18 protein-coding genes are annotated in these 23484 nt (G+C 40.9%); 10 read left to right on the top strand and 8 right to left on the bottom strand.

Annotated features, from left to right (window positions below; translation table 11 throughout):
* Positions 1 to 120 precede the first annotated feature (120 nt).
* Positions 121 to 2208, bottom strand: coding sequence for a GH92 family glycosyl hydrolase (locus tag QM941_RS08470; protein WP_414340140.1), 2088 nt, complete (start codon positions 2206 to 2208; stop codon positions 121 to 123).
* A gap of 172 nt (positions 2209 to 2380) precedes the next feature.
* On the opposite strand from QM941_RS08470, the gene QM941_RS08465 reads away from it, so the two are divergent.
* From QM941_RS08465 to QM941_RS08420, 10 genes are all read left to right on the top strand, one after another.
* Complete coding sequence (locus tag QM941_RS08465; RefSeq protein WP_414340139.1) at positions 2381 to 3661, top strand: glycoside hydrolase family 125 protein; 1281 nt, start codon at positions 2381 to 2383, stop codon at positions 3659 to 3661.
* A 186-nt stretch (positions 3662 to 3847) separates the two neighbouring features.
* The gene (locus QM941_RS08460; protein WP_414340138.1) at positions 3848 to 6493 is read left to right on the top strand and encodes an alpha-mannosidase; all 2646 of its coding nucleotides are present in this window, start codon (positions 3848 to 3850) and stop codon (positions 6491 to 6493) included.
* Between the two features lie 124 nt (positions 6494 to 6617).
* Complete coding sequence (locus QM941_RS08455) at positions 6618 to 7487, top strand: ROK family protein (protein ID WP_414340137.1); 870 nt, start codon at positions 6618 to 6620, stop codon at positions 7485 to 7487.
* Complete coding sequence (locus QM941_RS08450) at positions 7481 to 9361, top strand: beta-N-acetylhexosaminidase (protein ID WP_414340136.1); 1881 nt, start codon at positions 7481 to 7483, stop codon at positions 9359 to 9361. The genes QM941_RS08455 and QM941_RS08450 overlap by 7 nt, the downstream gene beginning before the upstream one ends.
* A 210-nt stretch (positions 9362 to 9571) precedes the next feature.
* A complete protein-coding gene (locus QM941_RS08445; protein ID WP_414340135.1) occupies positions 9572 to 10501 on the top strand; it encodes an ABC transporter permease in 930 nt (309 codons plus the stop codon).
* Positions 10502 to 10514: 13 nt separating this feature from the next.
* Complete coding sequence (locus QM941_RS08440; protein WP_414340134.1) at positions 10515 to 11435, top strand: carbohydrate ABC transporter permease; 921 nt, start codon at positions 10515 to 10517, stop codon at positions 11433 to 11435.
* A 104-nt stretch (positions 11436 to 11539) separates the two neighbouring features.
* Positions 11540 to 13018, top strand: a complete 1479-nt coding sequence (locus QM941_RS08435; RefSeq protein ID WP_414340133.1) for an ABC transporter substrate-binding protein — start codon at positions 11540 to 11542, stop codon at positions 13016 to 13018.
* Positions 13019 to 13464: 446 nt separating this feature from the next.
* Positions 13465 to 14658 carry an OFA family MFS transporter gene (locus QM941_RS08430; protein WP_414340132.1) on the top strand — a complete coding sequence of 398 codons (1194 nt, stop codon included), beginning with the start codon at positions 13465 to 13467 and terminating at the stop codon, positions 14656 to 14658.
* 195 nt (positions 14659 to 14853) lie between these two features.
* The gene (locus QM941_RS08425) at positions 14854 to 15840 is read left to right on the top strand and encodes a rhodanese-related sulfurtransferase (protein ID WP_414340131.1); all 987 of its coding nucleotides are present in this window, start codon (positions 14854 to 14856) and stop codon (positions 15838 to 15840) included.
* Between the two features lie 121 nt (positions 15841 to 15961).
* Positions 15962 to 16822 carry a DUF4299 family protein gene (locus tag QM941_RS08420; protein ID WP_414340130.1) on the top strand — a complete coding sequence of 287 codons (861 nt, stop codon included), beginning with the start codon at positions 15962 to 15964 and terminating at the stop codon, positions 16820 to 16822.
* Between the two features lie 63 nt (positions 16823 to 16885).
* Here QM941_RS08420 and QM941_RS08415 read toward each other — a convergent pair whose 3' ends face one another.
* The 7 genes from QM941_RS08415 to QM941_RS08385 all read right to left on the bottom strand — a co-directional run bounded on the left by QM941_RS08415 (position 16886) and on the right by QM941_RS08385 (position 23452).
* Complete coding sequence (locus QM941_RS08415) at positions 16886 to 17899, bottom strand: DUF6574 domain-containing protein (protein ID WP_414340129.1); 1014 nt, start codon at positions 17897 to 17899, stop codon at positions 16886 to 16888.
* Between the two features lie 50 nt (positions 17900 to 17949).
* Positions 17950 to 18900, bottom strand: a complete 951-nt coding sequence (locus tag QM941_RS08410; protein ID WP_414340128.1) for a DUF4097 family beta strand repeat-containing protein — start codon at positions 18898 to 18900, stop codon at positions 17950 to 17952.
* Positions 18893 to 19486: a DUF1700 domain-containing protein gene (locus QM941_RS08405; RefSeq protein ID WP_414340127.1), complete on the bottom strand. Its 594-nt coding sequence runs from the start codon at positions 19484 to 19486 to the stop codon at positions 18893 to 18895. Before QM941_RS08405 ends, QM941_RS08410 begins: the two co-directional genes overlap by 8 nt.
* Positions 19473 to 19799: a PadR family transcriptional regulator gene (locus QM941_RS08400; RefSeq protein WP_006149048.1), complete on the bottom strand. Its 327-nt coding sequence runs from the start codon at positions 19797 to 19799 to the stop codon at positions 19473 to 19475. Before QM941_RS08400 ends, QM941_RS08405 begins: the two co-directional genes overlap by 14 nt.
* 172 nt (positions 19800 to 19971) lie before the next feature.
* The gene (locus QM941_RS08395) at positions 19972 to 20397 is read right to left on the bottom strand and encodes a hypothetical protein (protein ID WP_414340126.1); all 426 of its coding nucleotides are present in this window, start codon (positions 20395 to 20397) and stop codon (positions 19972 to 19974) included.
* A 41-nt stretch (positions 20398 to 20438) separates the two neighbouring features.
* Positions 20439 to 21935, bottom strand: coding sequence for a gliding motility protein (locus tag QM941_RS08390; protein WP_414340125.1), 1497 nt, complete (start codon positions 21933 to 21935; stop codon positions 20439 to 20441).
* Positions 21936 to 22285: 350 nt separating this feature from the next.
* A complete protein-coding gene (locus QM941_RS08385) occupies positions 22286 to 23452 on the bottom strand; it encodes a CynX/NimT family MFS transporter (RefSeq protein WP_414340124.1) in 1167 nt (388 codons plus the stop codon).
* Positions 23453 to 23484 lie beyond the last annotated feature (32 nt).

Raw genomic sequence — 23484 nt, 5'->3', positions numbered from 1 at the left:
GAATTCGTAGTATTAAGAAAAAATTCCCTCAAACATGTTGGGGGAATTTTTTATGTATCTGATGGATAGAACTGATAGTTATCCACAGCTTGTGGAAAACTAATCTAGATAAATCTGCTTTTAATCGTGTTTTGGCAACCAGCTGAGGGTAAAGTTAAGAGTTTGGGCTTTGAGCAATTCCTTATGGCTGATGTTCTGTTTTTCATTTCCATCCAACTGGCAGTTTTGCACAAAGTGGAAGTGTTCATGATTTTGATGCGCGTGAATATCTAACCACTGTTCTTTTTCTGCCAGATAGACACGTAGATGATCAAAGAGTGGAATCCCAAGGTCGTAAGATGCTTTTCCTGGACAGGTTGGATAAAATCCGAGAGCAGACCAGACATACCAGGCGGAGAGACTACCGTTATCCTCATCACCTGGATAGGCATCCCAGCCAGCTCGAAAGGCTTTTTGACGGAGAGTCTTGATTAAGAGACTGGTGTACTGAGGATAATTACTGTAGCGGAAGAGATAAGGAATGTGGAAGCTTGGTTGGTTTGAAATGGCTAATTGACCAAATGGCACTGTTGCCATTTCGCTCATCTCGTGAATTTCATATCCATAACCCGTCGTTTCAAAGAGTGGGAGACTTTGACAAGCTTTTAAGAGATAGTTGCTAAAGGCTTCTTTTCCACCCATAAGTTGACTAAGGCCAGAAATATCATGTAAAACACCGAGACTGGCTTGAATAGCTGAACACTCAGCGTAGTCACGGCCCCAACTATAAGGAGAAAAGTCAGGACGGAAATTGCCATCTACATCACGCGCCCTCATATAGCCTGTTTCAGGATCAAATAGATTCTGATAGTTTTTAGAATAGTGAGCATAGGTTTTTGCTAGATCTTCTTGACCTAATTTTGCTGCACAAGTAGAGATGCAAAAATCACTGTAGGCATAGTCTAGCGTGTGACTGACACTTTCGTGATAGTCTGTGGATAGGTAGCCTAGCTCTTGGTATTGGGCCAGACCGTGTCGTCCGTTGATAGCTTTTGGATCAGCCTTAGTCGCAGTTTCAAGCATAGCTTTGAGAAATTCCTCCTCAAGTTCAGGCGCCATATCTTTACAAGCACTATCTGCAATCAGACCATCAATCAGGGTTCCAGGCATCATTCCTCTTTCGTCAGGTGCAAGCCACTTAGGCAGATATCCAGTATCACGATAGCTATTGAGGAAGCCTTCGAGAAATTGACGATAGTGCTCTGGAATGATCAAGGCAAAGAGTGGAAATGAAGTACGGAAGGTATCCCAAAAGCCATTGTTGGTAAAGAGTAGACCAGGCTTGATAGTTCCTGAAGCTAGGTCTATATGGATGTTTTCACGGTGCTCATTCACCTCATAAAAGGTTTGCGGGAAAAGGAAAAGTCTGTAGAGGCAGTGGTCAAAAAATGTTCGATCTACTGGCCCAGTTTCTACGACATCAAAACGACCTAGAAGATCTTCCCAACTCGCTTTGGCGTTTGTTTTCGTGTCTTCAAAATCTTGTTTAGGAAGATTAAAGAGGGCTTGTTCTTTGGAAATAAAGGAAGTCGCTAGTTGGACCTGAGTTTCCACTCCAGCCAAATCAATACGCCAGTCCTGTCCCTCTTGCTTGATAGATAAGATTTCTACTGAAAATGTGAGGGCAGTGAACATGGCTAGGGGACTTTTGTTTGTTTCCGTTAATCCGCTTTGTCGAATGTCGATAGTACGATGATCCACTTGCTCTAATGTTAAATCATCAGCTGCATGAACATAGAGTGAGAGGTTCTTGCCTTGTGTTTGTCTTAGTTGAATAGAAGCTCCATAGCAAGTAGGACTTAACTGAGTTTCAATCTGGTAACGCTCTGAAAAAATCCTGAGGTAATGAGGATTGAAAATAGCACGCTCAAGATTATAGGAAGACTGACGATGGAAGAGCGAGTCGCCGCTGATTTCTCCTGTTACTGGTGTCAGCAAGAGCCAAGAGTAGTCGCCAATCCAAGGGCTAGGCTGGTGAGTTAGTCGAATACCCTGAAAGATAGGAAGATGGGGATCAAAAAACCAAGATCCTTCCTGGTCACTAGTTTGGGGGACAAAGTAATTCATCCCAAAAGGCACTCCAGTGTATGGTAGGGTATTTCCCCGAGAAAAGACATGCTTGCTCGCGGTGCCAAATCGGGTATCTATGGTTTCAAGTATAGGTTTCATAGCGATTTCCTTCTGTAGTTTTCTACATTATATCAGAAAAAGGATACTTTTAGAAAATGACTTCAAAATATAACAATTTTGTAGAATAATGACTAACATTTGTGTATATATTTTCTGGGCTAAAAGCTATATACTGAAAATGAAAATCTGTTTGAAAGAGGCAAAATAGTTTATGGTTTATTCTAAAGAAATCGTCAGAGAGTGGCTAGATGAGGTAGCGGAGAGAGCCAAGGAACATCCTGAATGGGTGGATGTCTTTGAACGTTGCTACACAGACACTTTAGACAATACAGTTGAAATCTTAGAAGACGGCTCGACCTTTGTACTAACTGGGGATATCCCAGCTATGTGGCTTCGGGACTCGACTGCTCAGCTTAGACCATACCTTCATGTGGCAAAAAGAGACCCTAGTTTGCGCCAGACCATTGCTGGTTTGGTTAAACGCCAGATGACTTTGATTCTCAAGGATCCCTATGCCAACTCTTTCAATATTGAGGAGAACTGGAAGGGTCATCACGAGACAGACCATACAGACCTCAATGGCTGGATTTGGGAACGCAAGTATGAAGTAGATTCGCTTTGCTATCCCTTGCAATTGGCTTACCTTCTTTGGAAGGAAACTGGTGAGACTAGCCAGTTTGATGAAACTTTTGTTACGGCGACTAAGGAGATTCTCCATCTCTGGACGGTGGAGCAAGATCACAATAACTCACCATACCGTTTCGTTCGTGATACTGATCGTAAGGAAGATACCTTGGTAAATGATGGTTTTGGTCCTAATTTTGCCGTGACAGGGATGACCTGGTCAGCCTTTCGTCCGAGTGATGACTGCTGTCAGTATAGCTACTTGATTCCATCAAATATGTTTGCGGTGGTTGTTTTGGGATATGTCCAGGAAATTTTTGCTACATTGAATCTAGCTGATAGTGAGAGTATCATTGCAGATGCAAAACGCCTGCAAGCTGAAATACAAGAAGGGATCGAAAATTACGCCTACACGACTAACAGCAAGGGCGAGAAGATCTATGCCTTTGAAGTAGACGGTTTAGGAAATGCCAGCATCATGGACGACCCTAACGTACCAAGTTTGTTAGCTGCTCCATATCTTGGTTACTGTGATGTCAATGACGAAGTGTATCAAGCAACTCGTCGCACCATTCTCAGCCCTGAAAATCCCTACTTCTACCAAGGAGAATACGCTAGCGGTCTCGGAAGCTCTCATACCTTCTATCGTTATATCTGGCCGATTGCCCTATCTATCCAAGGCTTAACAGCTACAGATAAAGCTGAGAAAAAATACTTGCTAGACCAACTAGTTGCCTGTGATGGCGGAACAGGGGTTATGCACGAAAGCTTCCACGTAGATGATCCGACTCTCTACTCTCGTGAATGGTTCTCTTGGGCCAACATGATGTTCTGCGAATTGGTCTTGGATTACCTAGATATTCGCTAATACTCTTCGAAAATCAAATTCAAACCACGTCAGCTTCACCTTGCCGTACTCAAGTACAGCCTGCGGCTAGCTTCCTAGTTTGCTCTTTGATTTTCATTGAGTATAAGGAGCACGTTTTCGCTCAACTGATTCTAGGAAAGAATCACAAATATATTTTTAAATTTAAGTTAGAATGAGGTTTTACTCATGGAAAATGTTGTTGTACATATCATCTCTCACAGTCACTGGGATCGTGAGTGGTATCTACCTTTTGAAAGTCACCGTATGCAATTGGTGGAACTTTTTGACAATCTGTTTGATCTGTTTGAAAATGATCCTGAGTTCAAGAGCTTCCACCTAGATGGACAAACCATTGTCCTCGATGACTATTTAGAAATTCGCCCTGAAAACCGTGACAAGGTGCAGCGTTATATCGACGAAGGCAAATTGAAGATTGGACCATTCTATATCTTGCAGGATGATTACTTGATTTCCAGTGAAGCTAACGTCCGCAATACCTTGATTGGACAAGCGGAATGTGCTAAATGGGGCAAATCTACTCAAATTGGTTACTTCCCAGACACCTTTGGAAATATGGGGCAGGCTCCTCAAATCCTTCAAAAATCAGGTATTCACGTAGCAGCCTTTGGTCGCGGTGTCAAGCCAATCGGATTTGATAACCAAGTCCTTGAAGATGAACAGTTTACCTCTCAATTTTCTGAGATGTACTGGCAAGGGGCTGATGGTAGCCGTGTCCTCGGTATTCTCTTTGCTAACTGGTACAGTAACGGGAATGAAATTCCAGTGGATAAAGACGAAGCCTTGGCTTTCTGGAAGCAAAAATTAGCAGACGTTCGTGACTATGCATCGACCAACCAATGGTTGATGATGAACGGCTGTGACCACCAGCCTGTTCAGAGAAATCTGAGTGAAGCCATTCGCGTGGCCAACGAACTCTTCCCTGACGTGACCTTTATTCATAGCTCATTTGACGAATATGTCCAAGCAGTGGAAAGTGCCCTTCCTGAACAATTATCAACGGTCACAGGTGAGTTGACTAGCCAGGAAACGGATGGCTGGTACACCCTTGCCAATACCTCTTCTTCACGTGTTTATCTCAAACAAGCCTTCCAAGAAAATAGCAACTTGCTGGAGCAAGTAGTGGAACCATTAACCATTATCACTGGTGGACACAACCACAAGGATCAATTGACCTACGCTTGGAAAGTACTTCTGCAAAATGCACCGCACGATAGTATCTGTGGTTGTAGTATTGACGAAGTTCACCGTGAAATGGAAACTCGTTTTGCCAAGGTTAATCAAGTTGGGAATTTTGTTAAGACTAACCTTCTTAACGAATGGAAGGGTAAATTAGCTACTCAAAATGCGCAAAGCGACCACCTCTTTACCGTTGTCAACACAACCTTACATGACAAGGTTGATACAGTTAGTGTTGTAGTGGATGTTGTGACTTGTGATTTTAAAGAATTGCATCCGACTGAAGGTTACAAGAAGATGGCAGCCGTGACCTTGCCAGATTACCATGTTGAAGATTTGGATGGCCATGTCCTTGAAGCCAAGATTGAAGACTTGGGAGCAAGTTTTGGCTATACTTTGCCTAAGGATAAATTCCGCCAACCATATATTGCACGCCAAGTGCGCGTGACAATCCCAGTCCACCTTGCTCCGCTTTCTTGGGCAAGCTTCCAATTGGTCGAAGGTCAAGTAGAATACAGAGATGGTATTTACCAAAATGGAGTCATTGATACACCATTCGTAACAGTGAGTGTAGATGAAGGAATTACACTCTACGACAAGACTACTAACGAAGCCTACGAAGATTTCATCCAATTCGAGGACCGTGGAGATATTGGTAACGAGTACATTTACTTCCAACCAAAAGGAACTGATCCAATCTATGCTCAACTGAAAGGTTATGAAGTCTTAGAAAATAATGCTCGCTATGCCAAAATCTTGCTCAAACATGACTTGACTATTCCAGTTAGCGCAGATGAAAAATTGGATGCAGAACAAAGAGGTATCATCGAGTTCATGAAACGAGATGCAGGTCGTTCAGAAGAGTTGACAACCATTCCTCTTGAAACAGAAATGACTGTCTTTGTGGACAATCCACAGATTCGCTTTAAAACTCGCTTTACCAACACAGCCAAGGATCATCGCATCCGTCTCTTGGTGAAAACTCATAACACTCGTCCAAGCAATGATTCTGAAAGCATCTATGAAGTTGTGACAAGACCAAATAAACCGGCAGCTTCTTGGGAAAATCCTGAAAATCCACAACACCAACAAGCCTTTGTCAGCTTGTATGATGATGTAAAAGGAGTGACCGTATCCAATAAAGGATTGCACGAATACGAAATCCTTGGAGACGACACCATGGCTGTAACCCTTCTCCGTGCTTCAGGTGAACTCGGTGACTGGGGCTACTTCCCAACGCCGGAAGCTCAGTGCTTGCGTGATATCGAAGTTGAATTTGCAGTAGAATGTCACCAAGCAGGGGAACGCTTCTCAGCCTTCCGTCGTGCCAAAGCCTTCCAGGTGCCATTTACAGCTCTTCAAGTTGCAAAACAAGAGGGTAGCGTTGCAGCAACGGGTAGCCTCTTTAACCATCCGGCACTGAACTTGCCACAAGTCTGCCCAACAGCCTTTAAGGTAGCTGAGAATGAAGAAGGTTATGTCCTCCGTTACTACAATATGAGTCAAGAAAATATCCGTGTGTCTGAAAAACAACAAACCATTCTTGACTTGTTGGAACGCCCATACCCAGTCCATTCAGGACTATTGGCACCACTTGAAATTCGTACAGAATTAATTAAAAAAGAAGAAATTTAATCTATTTTGAATTATACTAGAGAGAACGAGACCTTCTCCTAGGAAGCTTTCAAAGAAAGAATAAAAAGAAAGGAGGGGCGACAAGTGAGAAGAATTGCGGGATCGCCCCTTTTTTGGTGATAATATGACAATCGCAACGATTGATATCGGGGGGACTGGGATTAAGTTTGCTAGTCTGACTCCTGACGGAAAGATTTTGGATAAGGCAAGCGCGCCGACTCCGGAAACGCTAGAAGATTTACTAGTTTGGCTAGACCAACGCTTGTCAGAACAAAACTACCAAGGTATTGCCATGAGCGTTCCAGGTGCGGTCAATCAAGAGACAGGTATTATCGAGGGAATTAGTGCGGTACCTTACATCCATGGTTTTTCTTGGTATGAGGCCCTTAGCTCTTACCAGATTCCAGTCCACCTAGAAAATGATGCCAACTGTGTTGGACTTAGTGAACTGCTAGCTCATCCCGAGATTGAAAATGCAGCCTGTGTTGTGATTGGTACAGGAATCGGTGGAGCTATGATCATCAATGGCAAACTGCATCGTGGTCGCCATGGCTTGGGAGGTGAGTTCGGCTATATGACAACTATTGAACCAGCAGAAAAGCTCAACAACTGGTCGCAACTAGCTTCTACAGGAAACATGGTTCGCTACGTAATTGAAAAATCTGGTCAGACTGACTGGGATGGCCGTAAGGTTTACCAAGAAGCTACAGCAGGCAATACCCTTTGCCAAGAAGCTATTGAACGTATGAACCGCAATCTAGCCCAAGGGCTTCTTAATATCCAGTATCTAATCGACCCAGATGTGATCAGCCTAGGTGGTTCCATCAGTCAAAATCCAAATTTTATCAAAGGTGTGCAAAAAGCGGTAGATACTTTTGTAGAAACTTACGAAGAATATACAATTACTCCAGTTATCCAAGCTTGCACCTATCATGCAGATGCCAATCTCTACGGTGCCCTTGTCAACTGGTTGCAGGAGGAAAATCAATGGTAATTTTTACAGGACTTAGTTCCAAACAAGAGCAAGCTATAGACTTGCTTCAAAAACACATTTCCCTACCAGATGTAGAAGTGGCAGTCGCTCAGTCTGACCAAGCTTCCATCTCTATCAAGGGTGAGGGCGGAGAATATCAATTGACTTATCGCAAACCTCACCAACTCTACCGTGCCTTGTCCGTGCTAGCAACAGCTTTAACAGAAGGTGATCGAGTAGAGATTGAGGAGCAAGCGGCTTATGAAGATTTAGCCTACATGGCGGATTGTTCCCGTAATGCGGTTCTAAATGTTGCATCTGCCAAGCATATGATTGAAGTCTTAGCTCTGATGGGTTATTCAACCTTTGAGCTCTACATGGAAGACACCTATCAGATTGAGGGACAACCTTACTTTGGCTATTTCCGTGGGGCTTATTCAGCTGAAGAATTACAGGAAATCGAAGCCTATGCCCAGCAGTTTGACATGACTTTTGTTCCTTGTATCCAGACCTTGGCCCACTTATCAGCCTTTGTCAAATGGGGTGTCAAAGAAGTCCAGCAACTTCGTGATGTAGAGGACATTCTCCTCATCGGCGAAGAAAAAGTTTACGACCTAATCGACGGCATGTTTGCTACTCTGTCTAAACTGCAGACACGCAAGGTCAATATCGGCATGGACGAAGCCCACTTGGTTGGTTTGGGTCGCTATTTGATTCTCAATGGTGTTGTGGATCGTAGTCTCCTTATGTGCCAACACTTGGAGCGCGTGCTGGATATTGCAGACAAGTATGGTTTCCACTGCCAGATGTGGAGCGATATGTTCTTCAAACTCATGTCAGCAGATGGCCAGTACGACCGTGATGTCGAAATTCCAGAGGAAACACGAGTTTTTCTTGACCGTCTAAAAGACCGTGTGACCTTGGTTTACTGGGATTATTACCAAGACAGCGAAGAAAAATACAACCGTAACTTTAACAACCACCACAAGATTAGTCAGGACATCGCCTTTGCAGGTGGTGCTTGGAAGTGGATTGGCTTTGCCCCTAACAACCATTTTAGCCGACTAATCGCTATCGAGGCTAACAAAGCCTGCCGTGCTAATCAGATCAAAGAAGTTATTGTGACTGGTTGGGGAGATAATGGTGGTGAAACAGCTCAGTTCTCTATTCTGCCAAGTCTACAAATCTGGGCAGAACTCAGCTACAGAAATGATTTGGGACGTTTGTCAGCCCACTTCAAGACCAATACCGGTCTCTTAGCGGAAGATTTCATGCAAATCGACCTAGCCAATCTCTTGCCAGACCTACCAGATAATCTCAGTGGTATCAATCCTAACCGCTATACCTTTTATCAGGACGTGCTTTGTCCGATCCTTGACAAGCACATGACACCTGAACAGGACAAACCACACTTTGCCCAGGCAGCTGAGACTCTTGCTGCCATTAAAGAAAAAGCTGGCATCTACACTTATCTCTTTGAAACTCAGGCTCAGTTGAATGCCATTTTAAGTAGCAAGGTTGATGTGGGACGACGTATCCGTCAAGCCTATCAAGCAGATGATAAAGACAGCTTGCAACAAATCGCCAGAGAAGAATTGCCAAAACTCAGAAGTGCTATCGAAACTTTCCATGCCCTCTTTAGCCAACAATGGTTGAAAGAAAACAAGGTCTTTGGTCTGGATACTGTAGATATCCGTATTGGAGGGCTTTTGCAACGGATTAAGCGCGCTGAAAGCCGTATTGAGAACTACCTAGCAGGTGAAATTTCTCGTATCGACGAACTAGAGGTGGAAATTCTTCCGTTTACCGACTTTTACGCAGACAAGGATTTCGCAGCGACGACTGCTAACCAGTGGCATACTATTGCAACAGCTTCGACTATTTATACAACCTAGATCTAAATAGTGAACAGAATGAGTAGTATGTTTCTCGTGAAACCTACTTCTTACACAAAAAATTCTCCACATAAAATAATTTGTGGAGTTTTTTCTATAATTAGTAGTTTAAACTAACCTTAAAATAGGAGTATACTTATCCTGTAAACGTTATCAAGTCTAAAAAATCTGATATTATCAGTTTAAAAAAAAATAAAAAGGGAGGAAATTATGAACAAGTTTTCAAAAACCTTGAGAGATAACTGGATTTTTCTCTTAATGGTCTTACCAGGGACAGTTTGGTTGATTTTATTCTTCTATATCCCGGTATTTGGGAACGTGGTTGCCTTCAAAGACTACCGTATGACTGGTGAAGGATTTATTCACAGTATCATCAATAGTAAATGGGTCGGACTAGATAACTTCAAGTTCTTGTTTAGTTCACGAGATGCCTTTATCATCACTCGAAATACTATTCTTTACAACCTTGGATTTATCTTCATCGGTTTGATTGTATCTGTTGGTATTGCCATCATCCTCAGTGAGCTTCGCTCTAAGAGAATGGTTAAGATTTATCAAACAACTATGTTGTTCCCTTACTTTTTGTCATGGGTTATCATCAGTTTCTTTACAGACGCTTTCCTTAACATTGACAAAGGGGTTATCAATCGTTTCCTAGAAGCTATTGGTATGAAAGGTATTAACTTCTATGCCGACTTGGGTATCTGGCCTTATCTCTTGCTTTTCCTAGGAATCTGGAAAGGTTTTGGATATAGTAGTATCATGTACTATGCAACTATCATGGGAATTGACCCAACTTACTACGAAGCAGCGACAGTGGATGGAGCTAGCAAGTGGCAACGTATCCGTAACGTAACCATTCCTCAGTTGGCACCGCTCGTGACAGTATTGACCATCCTTGCAGTCGGAAATATCTTCCGTGCAGACTTTGGTCTCTTCTACCAAATTCCTCACAATGCTGGTCAGCTTTACAACGTAACAAACGTATTGGACGTCTACGTCTTCAATGGCTTGACTCAGACGGCAGACATCGGTATGGCATCAGCAGCCGGTCTCTATCAGTCAGTCGTTGGTTTGATTCTTGTTATTCTATCAAACTTGCTAGCAAGACGTGTGGATCCTAATTCGGCACTATTCTAGAAAGGAGGAGTAAATGGCAAAAAATATTCAAAAAGAAAAAATTGATAATGTCGGCATCCACTCCTTCAGTAAAAAAACAGATATCTTCTTTAGTATCTTAACTGGATTAGTTGCCCTTTCTTGTATCTTGCCTTTCATCTTTGTTATCATGATCTCAGTTACAGATGAAACAAGTCTTGTTCAACACGGATATAGTTTCTTCCCATCAAAATTCGGGTTCGATGGATTTGAGTTCTTAACCCAATTTAAGGATAAGATTCTACAATCACTCTTTATCTCAACTTTTGTAACAGTTGTTGGTACTTTTACAAACGTATTTATCACAACAACTTATGCTTACGCTATCTCAAGAACGACTTTCAAGTACCGTAAATTCTTTACAGTATTTGCACTCCTTAGTATGTTGTTCAACGCCGGTTTGGTACCAGGCTATATCGTAGTAACTCAATTGCTACACCTTGGTGATACAATTTGGGCCTTGATTGTTCCAATGCTTCTATCACCATTCAACATCATGTTGATGCGTTCCTTCTTCAAGAAGACAATCCCAGAAGCGATTCTTGAGTCTGCTCGTATCGATGGTGCTAGTGAAGCGCGGATCTTCTTCCAGATCTGTTTGCCTCTATCTCTACCAGGTATTGCAACCATTACGCTGCTAACAGCCCTAGGATTCTGGAACGACTGGTTTAACGCCCTCCTCTACATCAAGAGTGACAACTTGTATCCATTACAATATTTGCTCATGCAAATCCAAAACAACATGGATTACATTGCCAAGTCAGTTGGTATGTCAGGACAACTTGCAGTTGCCCTACCTAAAGAAACTGGACGTATGGCCATGGTTGTTGTTGCAACTATTCCAATCGCAACAGTATTCCCATTCTTCCAACGCTACTTTGTAAAAGGGTTGACTATCGGTGGTGTTAAAGAATAAAAAGAGCCGAGAAACATAGTTTCTCACACCTATGAGCTTCTCGTTTGATGAGAGGTTCATCCTAACTATTGTTTAAAATAAAAATAAATAAAGGAGTTTTTATCATGAAAAACTGGAAAAAATATGCTTTCGCTTCAGCTAGTCTTGTAGCTTTGGCAGCTAGCCTTGCAGCTTGTGGAAACCTTAAAGGGAACAACCAAAAAGCTGCTGACTCAGCTTCAGGTGACAAAACTGTTATCAAAATGTACCAAATCGGTGACAAACCAGATAACTTGGATGAATTGCTAGAAAATGCAAACAAAATCATCGGAGAAAAAGTTGGTGCTAAATTAGACATCCAATACCTTGGATGGGGTGACTATGGTAAGAAAATGTCAGTTATCACTTCTTCAGGTGAAAACTACGATATCGCATTTGCAGATAACTATGTTGTAAACGCTCAAAAAGGTGCTTATGCTGACTTGACAGAATTGTACAAGAAAGAAGGAGCTGAACTGTACAAAGCTCTTGACCCAGCTTACATCAAAGGTAACACTGTAAACGGTAAGATTTATTCTGTTCCAGTTGCAGCTAACGTTGCATCTTCACAAAACTTTGCTTTCAATGGTCCACTTCTTGAAAAATATGGCATCGATATCTCAGGTGTAAATTCATACGAAACACTTGAACCAGTCTTGAAACAAATCAAAGAAAAAGCTCCAGATGTAATGCCATTCGCTGTTGGTAAAAACTTTATCCCATCAGAAAACTTTGACTACCCAGTTGCAAATGGTCTTCCGTTCGTCATCGACCTTGAAGGCGACACTACTAAGATCGTTAACCGTTACGAAGTTCCTCGTTTCGTAGAACACTTGAAGACTCTTCACAAATTCTATGAAGCAGGATACATTCCAAAAGACGTAGCAACAAGCGACACTTCATATGACCTTACTCAAGATACTTGGTTCGTTCGCGAAGAAACAGTAGGACCAGCTGACTACGGTAGCAGCTTGCTTTCACGTGTTGCTAACAGAGACATCCAAATCAAACCATTTACTAACTTCATCAAGAAAAACCAAACAACTCAAGTTGCTAACTTTGTAATCTCTAATAACTCTAAGAACAAAGAAAAAGCAATGGAAGTGTTGAACCTCTTGAACACTAACCCAGAACTCTTGAACGGACTTGTTTATGGACCAGAAGGCAAGAACTGGGAGAAAGTAGCAGGTAAAGAAAACCGCGTTCGCGTTCTTGATGGATACAAAGGAAACACTCACATGTCAGGATGGAACACTGGTAACAACTGGATCCTTTACATCAACGAAAATGTTACAGATGAACAAATTGCACAATCTAAGAAAGACTTGGAAACTGCAAAAGAATCTCCAGCGCTTGGATTCATCTTCAACACTGACAACGTGAAATCTGAAATCTCAGCTATCACTAACACTATGCAACAATTCGATACAGCTATCAACACTGGTACTGTAGACCCAGAAAAAGCTATTCCAGAATTGATGGAAAAACTTAAATCTGAAGGTGCTTACCAAAAAGTATTGGATGAAATGCAAAAACAATACGATGAATTCTTGAAAAATAAATAATTATTTAAATCATTGATTTCGTGTATTCATTCCTAAAAGAGCAATCACTATCTTGTCTGGTTTTTCCAGATGGGGTGGTGATTCTTTTTTGTTATTAAACATGAAGAATATCTCTTTAAAAGATAATAGGATAAGATATGAATAGGGCTTAATTGAGCTAATACCCCTATTAGTTTAATTAAGTAGATTTTTAAATGAATCTAGCTTATAATAATAGTGTAAGACAATGAAAGCGCTTAACATTGTGAAAATTACTTTAACTTCTGATTTAAGGAGATCTTAAAAGCTAGCTTTTAAATCAGTGTTCTCATATAAGCAATTTGCTTATATACTAGCTGATTTACGTAGACTTACTAGATAAATTTTCTAGGCTAGGTAGATAAGGAAATGACAACACTTGTCTAAGTTTCCCTTTAGGGATAAGAATTTTACATGAGGTTATTCATATGAAAAAAACACCCAATCGTTGGTTAATTTTGGCAGCAGCCATTTTAACGAATCTCTCTCTAGGTGCTGGGTACGCCTGGTCAGTCTTTCAAAAGGCACTGCTAGAAACCAATGCTAGTCAAGGATGGGTTCAAGCCCAAACTTCTTTGGCCTTTAGTATTTCTTTTGCAATGGTACCTGTTGGTATGATTATTTTTGGTCCTAAAGTCGATTCAGTAGGACCTAAGAAATTTGTATTCCTAGGTGGTATTCTCTTTGGTGCTGGTATGTTTGCTACTGGATTTGCTACCACTCTTCCTATTCTTTACCTCACTTACGGGGTTGTCTTAGGACTTGGTATTGGTTCAGCTTATGGAGCATCTACTTCAGTTGCTACTAAGTGGTTCCCAGACAAAAAAGGTCTAGCTGGTGGTTTGACAGCGGCAGGTTTCGGATTAGGTCCACTTATTATCGGTCCAGTTGCCAAAGCTTTGATTGCTTCTATGGGTGTATACTCAACATTTAAAGTATTAGGTATCATTCTTCTAATTGTTATTTGTACTTCTTCTTTGGTAATGGAGAAAGCTCCTGCGGCTGCGCCTGCAGCTGGGTCAGCCCAACCAGAAGGTAAAACTTACAAAGAAATGCTTCGTGATGGAAATTACTGGCTTCTATGGTTGATTTACGTTCTTGGTGCTACTGGTGGAATGATGATCATCGGTACTGCTGCATCAATCTCTGACCAGTATCAACTTGTAGGAGAAGCTACACTCTTCGTTATGTTAGTATCTATCGCTAATACATTTGGACGTATCTTCTGGGGTTCAGTATCTGATAAGATTGGTCGCTACCCTACAGTTATCGCTATGTTTGGAGCAATTGCTGTTGGATTATTGCTTACAGCCTTGTTTAAAGGCCCAGGTAGCATCTTAGCTATTCTTGGAGTTATGATGGTTGCCTTGTCATTCGGTGGATTCCTAGGTTCATTCCCAGGTATCACTGCTGAAAACTGGGGAGTAACTTATGTAGGAACAAACTACGGTTGGATGTTTACTGCATACGGTGTGGCTGCGATTGCTGGTCCACAGCTTGGTGCACGTCTTGCGCAAGCCAACAAAGGAGACTACACAATGGCCTTCTTCATCGTTATCGGTATGGCTATCGTTGGTATTCTTCTCCAACTCTTCTACATGTCTAAAGCTAAAAAAGCATAAACATTAATCCTTGGAATTATCCAAGGATTTTTTTATTGTTTTGAGTTTGATGTAGAATTGCAACTCAAAACTAGCCCTAGTTAGAGGAGGTTAAATTTCAGTCAAATAAATTGCAATCGCTTTTCTTTGTCGGTATACTAGTATAGTTAGATGAAAAATTCTGAAAATTTAAGAATAGAAAAGAGAATAAATCTTATGGCAAAAGATATTCGTGTCTTACTTTACTACCTCTATACTCCAATTGAAAATGCGGAACAATTTGCTGCAGATCATTTGGCCTTCTGTAAATCTATCGGCTTAAAAGGTCGTATCCTTGTCGCTGACGAAGGAATCAACGGAACTGTATCTGGTGATTACGAAACAACTCAAAAATATATGGACTATGTTCACTCTCTTCCAGGCATGGAAGACTTATGGTTTAAAATCGACGAAGAAAGCGAGCAAGCCTTCAAGAAGATGTTCGTTCGTTACAAAAAAGAAATTGTTCACCTAGGTCTTGAAGACAATGACTTTGACAATGACATTAATCCATTAGAAACAACTGGTGCTTACCTGTCTCCAAAAGAGTTCAAGGAAGCTTTACTTGATGAAGATACCGTTGTCTTAGATACACGTAATGACTACGAATATGATCTAGGTCATTTCCGAGGAGCTATCCGTCCTGAAATCCGTAACTTCCGTGAGTTGCCACAGTGGGTCCGTGACAACAAGGAAAAATTCATGGACAAACGTGTTGTGGTCTATTGTACAGGTGGAGTACGTTGTGAAAAATTCTCTGGTTGGATGGTTCGTGAAGGTTATAAAGATGTTGGTCAATTGCACGGAGGTATCGCAACATACGGTAAGGATCCAGAAGTTCAAGGTGAGCTTTGGGATGGTAAAATGTACGTCTTTGACGAGCGTATCGCGGTGGATGTTAACCATGTAAATCCAACAGTTGTTGGTAAGGACTGGTTTGATGGAACACCATGTGAGCGCTATGTCAACTGTGGAAATCCTTTCTGTAACCGTCGTATCTTGACGTCAGAAGAAAACGAAGACAAGTACCTTCGTGGTTGCTCACATGAATGCCGTGTTCACCCACGCAATCGCTATGTTTTGGAGCATGAACTAACACATGCAGATGTAGTAGAAAGACTTGCTGTGATTGGTGAAAGCCTAGACGAAGCTGCAGCAGTTTAAAAAGAAACAGTCCCAAGGGGCTGTTTTTCTATGCTTTTGACTCAAAAATCTTAAATTTGTTTCTGCATCTTTCAGGAAAATGGTGTATACTATATGTAAACGATTTCGAAGGAGGCCATTTATGGCGAAAACATTTTTGATTCCAAATAAACAAAGTATTATAGGACAACAGGAGATTTATACAGCCAAGTCTATCTTGAACTTGGTAGATGGTTTAGAGTCGCATAGTTATGATGCTGTCTACCTCCGTCAACCTCTCAATCGCCTTGAGTATATCGAGTGTGCTGTTGTGGGTAAGTCTCAATTTCTCTTTAAAGTTAGCTATGAAGATAGCAAGAAAGGCTATCAAGTTGTTATTCCTGATTTTATCACAAGAGCTGACTGGGAAATTGTAGAAGATCTTTTACGAGCATTGTCTAGTAAGATAGGAGAAGCAGTTGAAGGTTTAGAGGACTTCGACTTGAATCTTTATTTCCAAGAAACTGTTAAAAACTATTTAGCTGACAAGGCTGCTCGTCTATATTTCTGCCAAGGAATTCTTTCACCTATTTATTTTAATAAGACGGATTTGGAAGCTTTCTTAGAACAAGATGGTTTGACACGTTTTGAAACTCTGGCCAAAAAGGTTCAAGAGTCTGATGCTTATCTTGCAACCCTCAGATTTTACCCAGATGGCCAAGGCAAGATTCACGGCATCTACCATTTAGCCCAGGGAGTTAAGACTATCTTACCGAAGGGGCCTGTTGTTCCTGCTCCTTACATTGAGCAATTGGCAGGTAAAGATGTCATCTGGGAGATTGACTTGGTGAAAATATCTGGAGATGGTTCTAAGCCTGAAGACTATGAAGCAGTAGCCAGACTAGATTATGCAAGATTCTTAGAAGCTCTTCCAAAGGAACTTTGTCAGAATTTGGATGCCAATCAAATAGTGGTAGGACCTGTTTTAGGGGAAGATTTTGAAGCATTAGCAACTGAAAAATAAAACAAGCCGAACGGCTTGTTTTTGTGTACAAAAAATCCTGTCAAGAGCTGACAGGATTTTATCTTACATAAAAGCTAGGATTCGGAGATAATCAAAAACCAGTGCCATTTCTGCTAGGAAAAAGAGAAATAGGATGCTTCCGTTGACTAGGAAGGCCAAGAGAAGGCGATAGAAGGAGTCGGTTTGGCTATCTTTACTTGGTCTTGAGATGGTATAGAGGTTGGCAAGAAGTACCAGACCGATGCTAATGAGGCAAAGAAGAGCTGCAAAACGTAGACTATTAAAGAAGGCAAAGAAACTCGCAATACCCGTGAGCAGGATAGGAAGGGCGAAGAGTCTGCTATACTCTTGCAAGGCTTTTTCCAGTGTCCAGTTACGGTCTTGGTCGACAAAGCGTTTGACTACAAATCCACCCATGAGGATTGAAAAGAAGAAGAGACTTGTAGCTACCAAGATAGAGAAGATAGAAAAGAGATTCAGTGAAGGGAAATGCTGGAGAGCTTTAGAGTCGATGGCTGCCATATGGCCGTAGTAGGCTTGCTTGATGTGATAGATGCTAAAGAAGAAACTCGTAGCAGAAAAGATAGATAGGAGCGCAAAGGCAGTATAACTGTGTTTTTTATCTGTGTAAACACTAGAGGTCGGTTCTTTAATAGCACCCTGTAACCAAGTCCAAAATTCAGCCATTTCTTCCCTGAAAATTGCAGTTTTTGTAGGGACAGGGTCTGGGACAAATGGACTTTCCAAAGATTTGCAAGGCTGAGGTGCTTCCTTAACTGGTTTTTCTGCTTGGTCTGTCTTTGTTGCCAGTTCTTCTTGTTCTTCAGTCTCTACAGGTTCTTCTGACCTGTCTATCTTTTCTGTATTTTCCACGATCTCTTCGTGTTCGTCATTCTCTACTTTTTCTAGGTCAGCTTCTTGTTCTTCAGGATTGACTTGAAGATTTTCTTCAACCACCGGCAACTCTTCTTTTTCTTTTATCTCTTCTTGGGGAATGACTGGGTTAGATGGGATATCTTTTTTATCATTGTTGGCTGTTTTCTCGAAATCAGCACTTTCAAACCATTCTTGAGTCATGATGGGACCTCCTTTTTATTTCTTGTTTGAGTAGTAATGATTAACTATGATTAATGATCTCTCGAATTGGGTGAGCGATCCGGTTCGTCTGGAATGTTGATATCTTGACCTGCCTTTGCGACGAGGAGATCTTGCGTATCTTTTTTCTCTACTTTGTAAGGATTGGAGAATTCTTCGTCATTATTTACATGATTCCCCTGGACAGGATTCACTCCTTCTCGAGTTCGATGATAGATAGCCCCGTATTCTGATGAGAGATTGAGATTGATTCGTTCAAGCTCTTTTCGGGACAACATGAGTATGATGTCATTTTCTGCCTCGAATTCTACCTTACCGTGCACTTGGATGTCGTCAGCAGAGATATGTTGATGTTCTGCTTGGATACGGCTATCTGTTAGACTGGTTTCAAATACATTGACAATTCCAGTTGTGGTCAGCTGGCTATTTTTGATCTCGCTATTAGTGATACGAAGAAGATAGCCATTTGACTGAATCTTGGCGTTGCTGAGTTTTACATCGGCAATCGAAAGGATACCATGGTCAACCTGGGCGGTTAGATTTTTTAATTCTCTTCCTTTTGGTAGTGATAGAACGACTTCATTATTGCGACTTGAGAATTCACTTGCGATAAATAGGATTCCCTCGATACTAGAACCTACAGAACGACGTGTCGTTGACTTGGTGTCAGAAATCTCAAGAGTTTTTTCTTTGATAGAATGCTGGAGGTTTTCTTTTTCAGAGATGGTCGGGTGATACTGAAGGTGAATCTTGTCATCGCTAGATTCTCTAATGACTAACGAATGTTCTGTCAGTGACATGTTAAGATTTTCAATATCTTGATCAAAAACGAGCTCTTCCATTCGGCTCTCAAAGACTGGTTTTTGTGACATTGCAAGGAGGCCTCTGACACCGTCTGTTTGGATGCCGATGATTATCATTGAAAAACCGATGATACTGGTAACAACACCAAAGATAAGAAATCCTTTTGTCCATTTACGCATGTCTTTCACCTCTCTTTCCTCTATTAAGAATCCATTGGATAAGTCGAAGGACTAGTAATCCAAAGAAACGGGTCACATAAGAAGTTGCTAGTAAGACTAGAGACGAAGCCCCAATCGCTAATAAACCTCCACCAAAAATCAGCACAAAAGCAGATGTCGATTCAGCCAGAACGTAGAAGCTTTCAAATAGGAGAACGCCTCCTAGGATTAGTCCAGCCACTGATACAGCAAAGAAGGCCATAAGTACGCTGACAGCAGCGATAAAAATCCCGATGATAGCCATGAGAAGAGCAATTCCGACTGGAATTCCGATAGGAGCTGCAAGAAGGGCTAGTAGAGCGATGCGTAAAATATGGCGGTCGTTCTTGCTGGAATTTTCTTCGTTTATTTTCTTATCAAGAAGTGTAGTCAGGACATCATGGGCAGCTTCTTTTGGACTTCCCAGGCTAGCGATAAGCTCCTCCTCACCTTCTGGACCCGCATCATCAAAGAGTTCTTTGAAGTAATCCATGGCTTCAATGCGATCAGATTGAGGAAGCTTCATCAGATAGGCTTCAAGCTGATTCAAATATTCAGTTCTTGTCATGGCGAATGCTCCCTTCTATGATGCCGTTGATAGTGTCAGTGTAGAGTGTCCACTCTTCTCTGAGTACAAATAGTTGCTCCTCCCCAATCTCTGTTAAGGAGTAGTACTTCCGCATCCGACCTTGGTATTCGCGAGAGTATGTAGTCAGATAGCGGTTGGTATCCAGTTTTTTCAAGATGGGGTAGAGGGTAGATTCCTTGATTTTGGCAATGAGTTTAATGGTTTGGCTAATTTCATAACCATAGGAATCCCCTTGTTCTAGGATGGCTAAGATGAGAAATTCAATCAAAGCCGCTGATGTCGGAAAATACATGGGGCACCTCCTTTTTAGTATATAAAAATTTTATATATAATTATTCTACACATACATCATACATCTAAATGGAAACGCTGTCAAGTAATATGTGTAAAATTTTTATATATAAAAAATCTTCTAGCAAAAACTAGAAGATTGGAGGCTGTTTTGCATTACTTTGAGGCAATGCTTATCTGTAATCCTCATCATAAATGGGCGGAAGATAAAAATACTTGTCTTCAATCTTGATTCTAGCACAGAGGATGCCGTTTTGATAGACATATCCATTAAATGGAGGATAGCTATCCAAGTTTTCTAGGATATTTTCAGGCAAAGAACTGAAATTGTAATCCCTCAAGGCACCAGAACCAATCAATCTTTCAGTCCGATAAACCTTGATTTCTTTGTCATATTTTTTGAGAAATTCTTCTCGTTTGCTTTCAAAGAGAGCCAAATCTCCGTCATCTAACTCGTAATAGCGTTCGTAACCAGCAATCCAAGAAATATAAACACACAGTAAAGATTTTTCTATCTCAGGAGAGTAGCCAATTGTAAAGTAATTCTCTTTGTCGACCTGCCGATTTTCGACTGTGATAGTCTGTATAAAGTTAGTCATGATAATCTCCGTTTCAAGAATGAACTAGAAAGGTTTCTCATTTAAAAATCTTTTAGCTCATCAAAGATTTCTATAAATTTTTCTTTGTCCATCCCTAAATCTTCAGGTAGTAAATCTAAGATCTCGACCAGGGCATCATAGATATCCTCTCTCTCGATTGTTTCAATAAAACAGTTACGCTTGTCCATTTTATTGAAACCTTGAGTATATTCTCTTATGAGGACTTCTATGTGTTTCATAGTGTCCTCGTTGGGGTTTTCTAGAAGCTTTATAAGACTTGCTCTAGTCTTTCTATATAGAGAGGCTGCTTTTTTTGCGTTTGCGGTTGAAATATTTTCTTGTCCATCCCATGAGCGAAATGGATTGTCTAGGTTTTGGGCTAGCCATTCAGCTTTTCTCGGTTTTGTTATCCAAAGATTCAGTCCCTTGTCTTGCTGTTTTTTATAATATTTTTTGGCTACTTTAGCGGCCTCTTCTGGTAAGCTGCTCATCCAAAACATGCTTAATCGAGGTAAATCTTCTGGTTTGGGAATATCCTCTGCAGTAAAGCCAAACAAATCAACAGTGGAAAACATGACTAACTCTTTGAACTCTGATAATTTATGGAAATTGAGAATATGACCAGGTTTCCCCCACAATCTTAATTCCCTAAGATTTGGATAGTTATTCAAGATTTGTGCAAAGTCTATTTCAAGAATATTCGAACAATGGATGGCTCCTAAATCTTTTAATCCCAGTATCTTAGGTAGAGAACGATCAAGTTGTAATCGTAAGCTGGCTCCATGGTCCTTTACAAGTATTTGACAATTGTCGCTCATGTCTCCTAATAAGACTAGCTCCTCCAAATCATCGTTCAATCTAAGTTCCTCTACGCCTGTCAAATCAATGGAAAGTCGATGTATGGATGTCTTAGAAAAATCCAGTTTTGTTTGTCCATGATTTTTAAGAACTAGTTCTGTAATAAAAGGAGTTGACTGCAAATACTCATATATATTTTTGTGCCATCTCGTTAATGTCAACTTAGATAAACAAGGAAAGACCTTTAATTCTAATGCGTCTTCAAAAGGCGTCCACTCGTCATTGATATTGTGTTTAGAGATACGGCACTCATTTCCTGTAAATGAAACTTTTTCCTTGCTTTTATCTGCTTTCTTAAATAAATCTCTTTTTTCTTTTGGTATTTCTTGCCATTTCAGTTGCCTATAAATATCGTAACCATTCCCCCAAAACATAGCATATGTGTTTGTGCTTTCGGTTGTTAATGGTGTTGTATTACCAATAAAAATATAATGTGACGGTACATGAATATCAACATTACTGAGATGTAAGTTTCTTTCCCAGTACATAAAATCTATATAGAGTGGCTTCAAAGAAGATAGTTCTTCTTCTCTAAGAGGTTGTTTTCCCGACCAGTCTAAAGACAGTAGGACAGCCTGCGGCTTTTTCTCCCCCTCTTCTATCTTGGTTATCTGACAAGCTGTGTATTTTTTTAGATGGAAATTGTAAACACAATAGACGTCCCCTGCTTTTGCTAGCATATAAATTTCTCCTTATATGATTCAATGGTCCTTGGTTAATCGAGATTTTTTATCTAATCAAAATTTCTTAATGGTGTTAAAACAATTATAAATGTAGACGTTTATAATTTCAACTTTAGCATCGCTTCAACTATCAATTCCCAAAGTAATAACCTTTTATGTACCCAAACAGTGCTACTCCTAATAAATTGTAACCGAAGTTTTCCTAGCTTTATTATATCATTTTTGCGCATAGTAAGAGTAGTATGCTTGGTAAATCTATACTTTGTAAAATGTTGTGAAGATCCAAAAAAACCAGACTCAGTCTGGCTTGAAAAGTGTGTTTATCTGTGGTAAATTCTAAAACCTTTTTAGAGGATTTTCTCAGTTTTATCCACCATAAAGAGGGAGATTGTCATGATGATATCAATGACGAGGAGGGCCAAAACAGCAGGGACCCAAGATTGGAACATGTCAAAACTATAACCAAACAAGGTAGGGCCGATGGCTGCCAAAATGTAGCCGCCGGTCTGGGCAAGTCCAGACAATTGGGCTGTCTTTTCAGGCGAGCTTGTTTTGATGGAGAAGCAAACCATGAGATAAGGGAAAAGAGCGCTACAGGCAGTACCAATCAAGAGATGCGCTACTAACCAGTAGAGGAAGCTGTTGCTCGGGTATAAGAGCATGGCAATTCCAAGCAATCCAGCGATAGAGATGACTGTCAGCATGATTTGACGGTGACGATTGGACAAACGAGTCGTTAAACTTGGAATAGTCATCGAAAAGGGGATACTAGTCAGAGAAAAGATCGAAGCTAAAAGACCGGCATCTGTGTGAGATAAGCCAGCACTGATTGCCATGGTAGGTAACCAGGTCATGCTGGTATAGAAGAGTAAGGACTGAAGTCCACCGAATACGATTATAGCCCAAACTTGCTTGTTTTTTAAGATATTCTCTTTCTTTTGTTTTTTCTCACTTCCTTTTAGAAAATGATTGTGACGATGGTTGGGCAACCAGACCACTAAAGTTAGTAGGCAGACCAAGGATAAACAGAGAATCAAGCCTTTCCAAGAGCTTGCTTGAGTAATGGGTACAGAGAGATAGGAAGCAAGAGCCGTTGTAATCCCCATAGAGGTCACATAGATGGTTGTCAGAAAGCCAATCTTTTGTGGGTGATTGACCTGAATGGCGCTAGGAAGGAGCACGTTAAAGATCGCAATACTTGCTCCGACAAGTAAAGTCCCTAGATAGAGTAGAGGAAGATTAAAGATACGAATCACTGAACCGATGGTCAATACGATAAGACTATAGGTAAAAAGGTGCTCGAGTCCAATTTTTTGAGCCAAACGAGTTGCAAAAGAGGAGAAGAGGGCAAACATCAAGAGAGGGAGACTGGTCAAAACACCAAGTGAACTAACTTCCACGCCTAGACCTTGGGCAATATCTCCCAAAACAGTTGGTAAAGCTGTGAAAGGAGCTCTTAAGACCGCTCCAATTAAGATAATTCCTAGAATAAAAAAGAGTGATCGTTTTTTCATGTGAACCTCGAATAGCTGATTTTAATAACAGC

Source organism: Streptococcus timonensis, from assembly GCF_047460355.1.
In the GTDB taxonomy this organism is placed as follows: Bacteria; Bacillota; Bacilli; order Lactobacillales; family Streptococcaceae; genus Streptococcus; species Streptococcus timonensis_A.
Note: the sequence above shows the minus strand (reverse complement) of the source record. Positions and strands in the feature narration are given on the sequence as shown.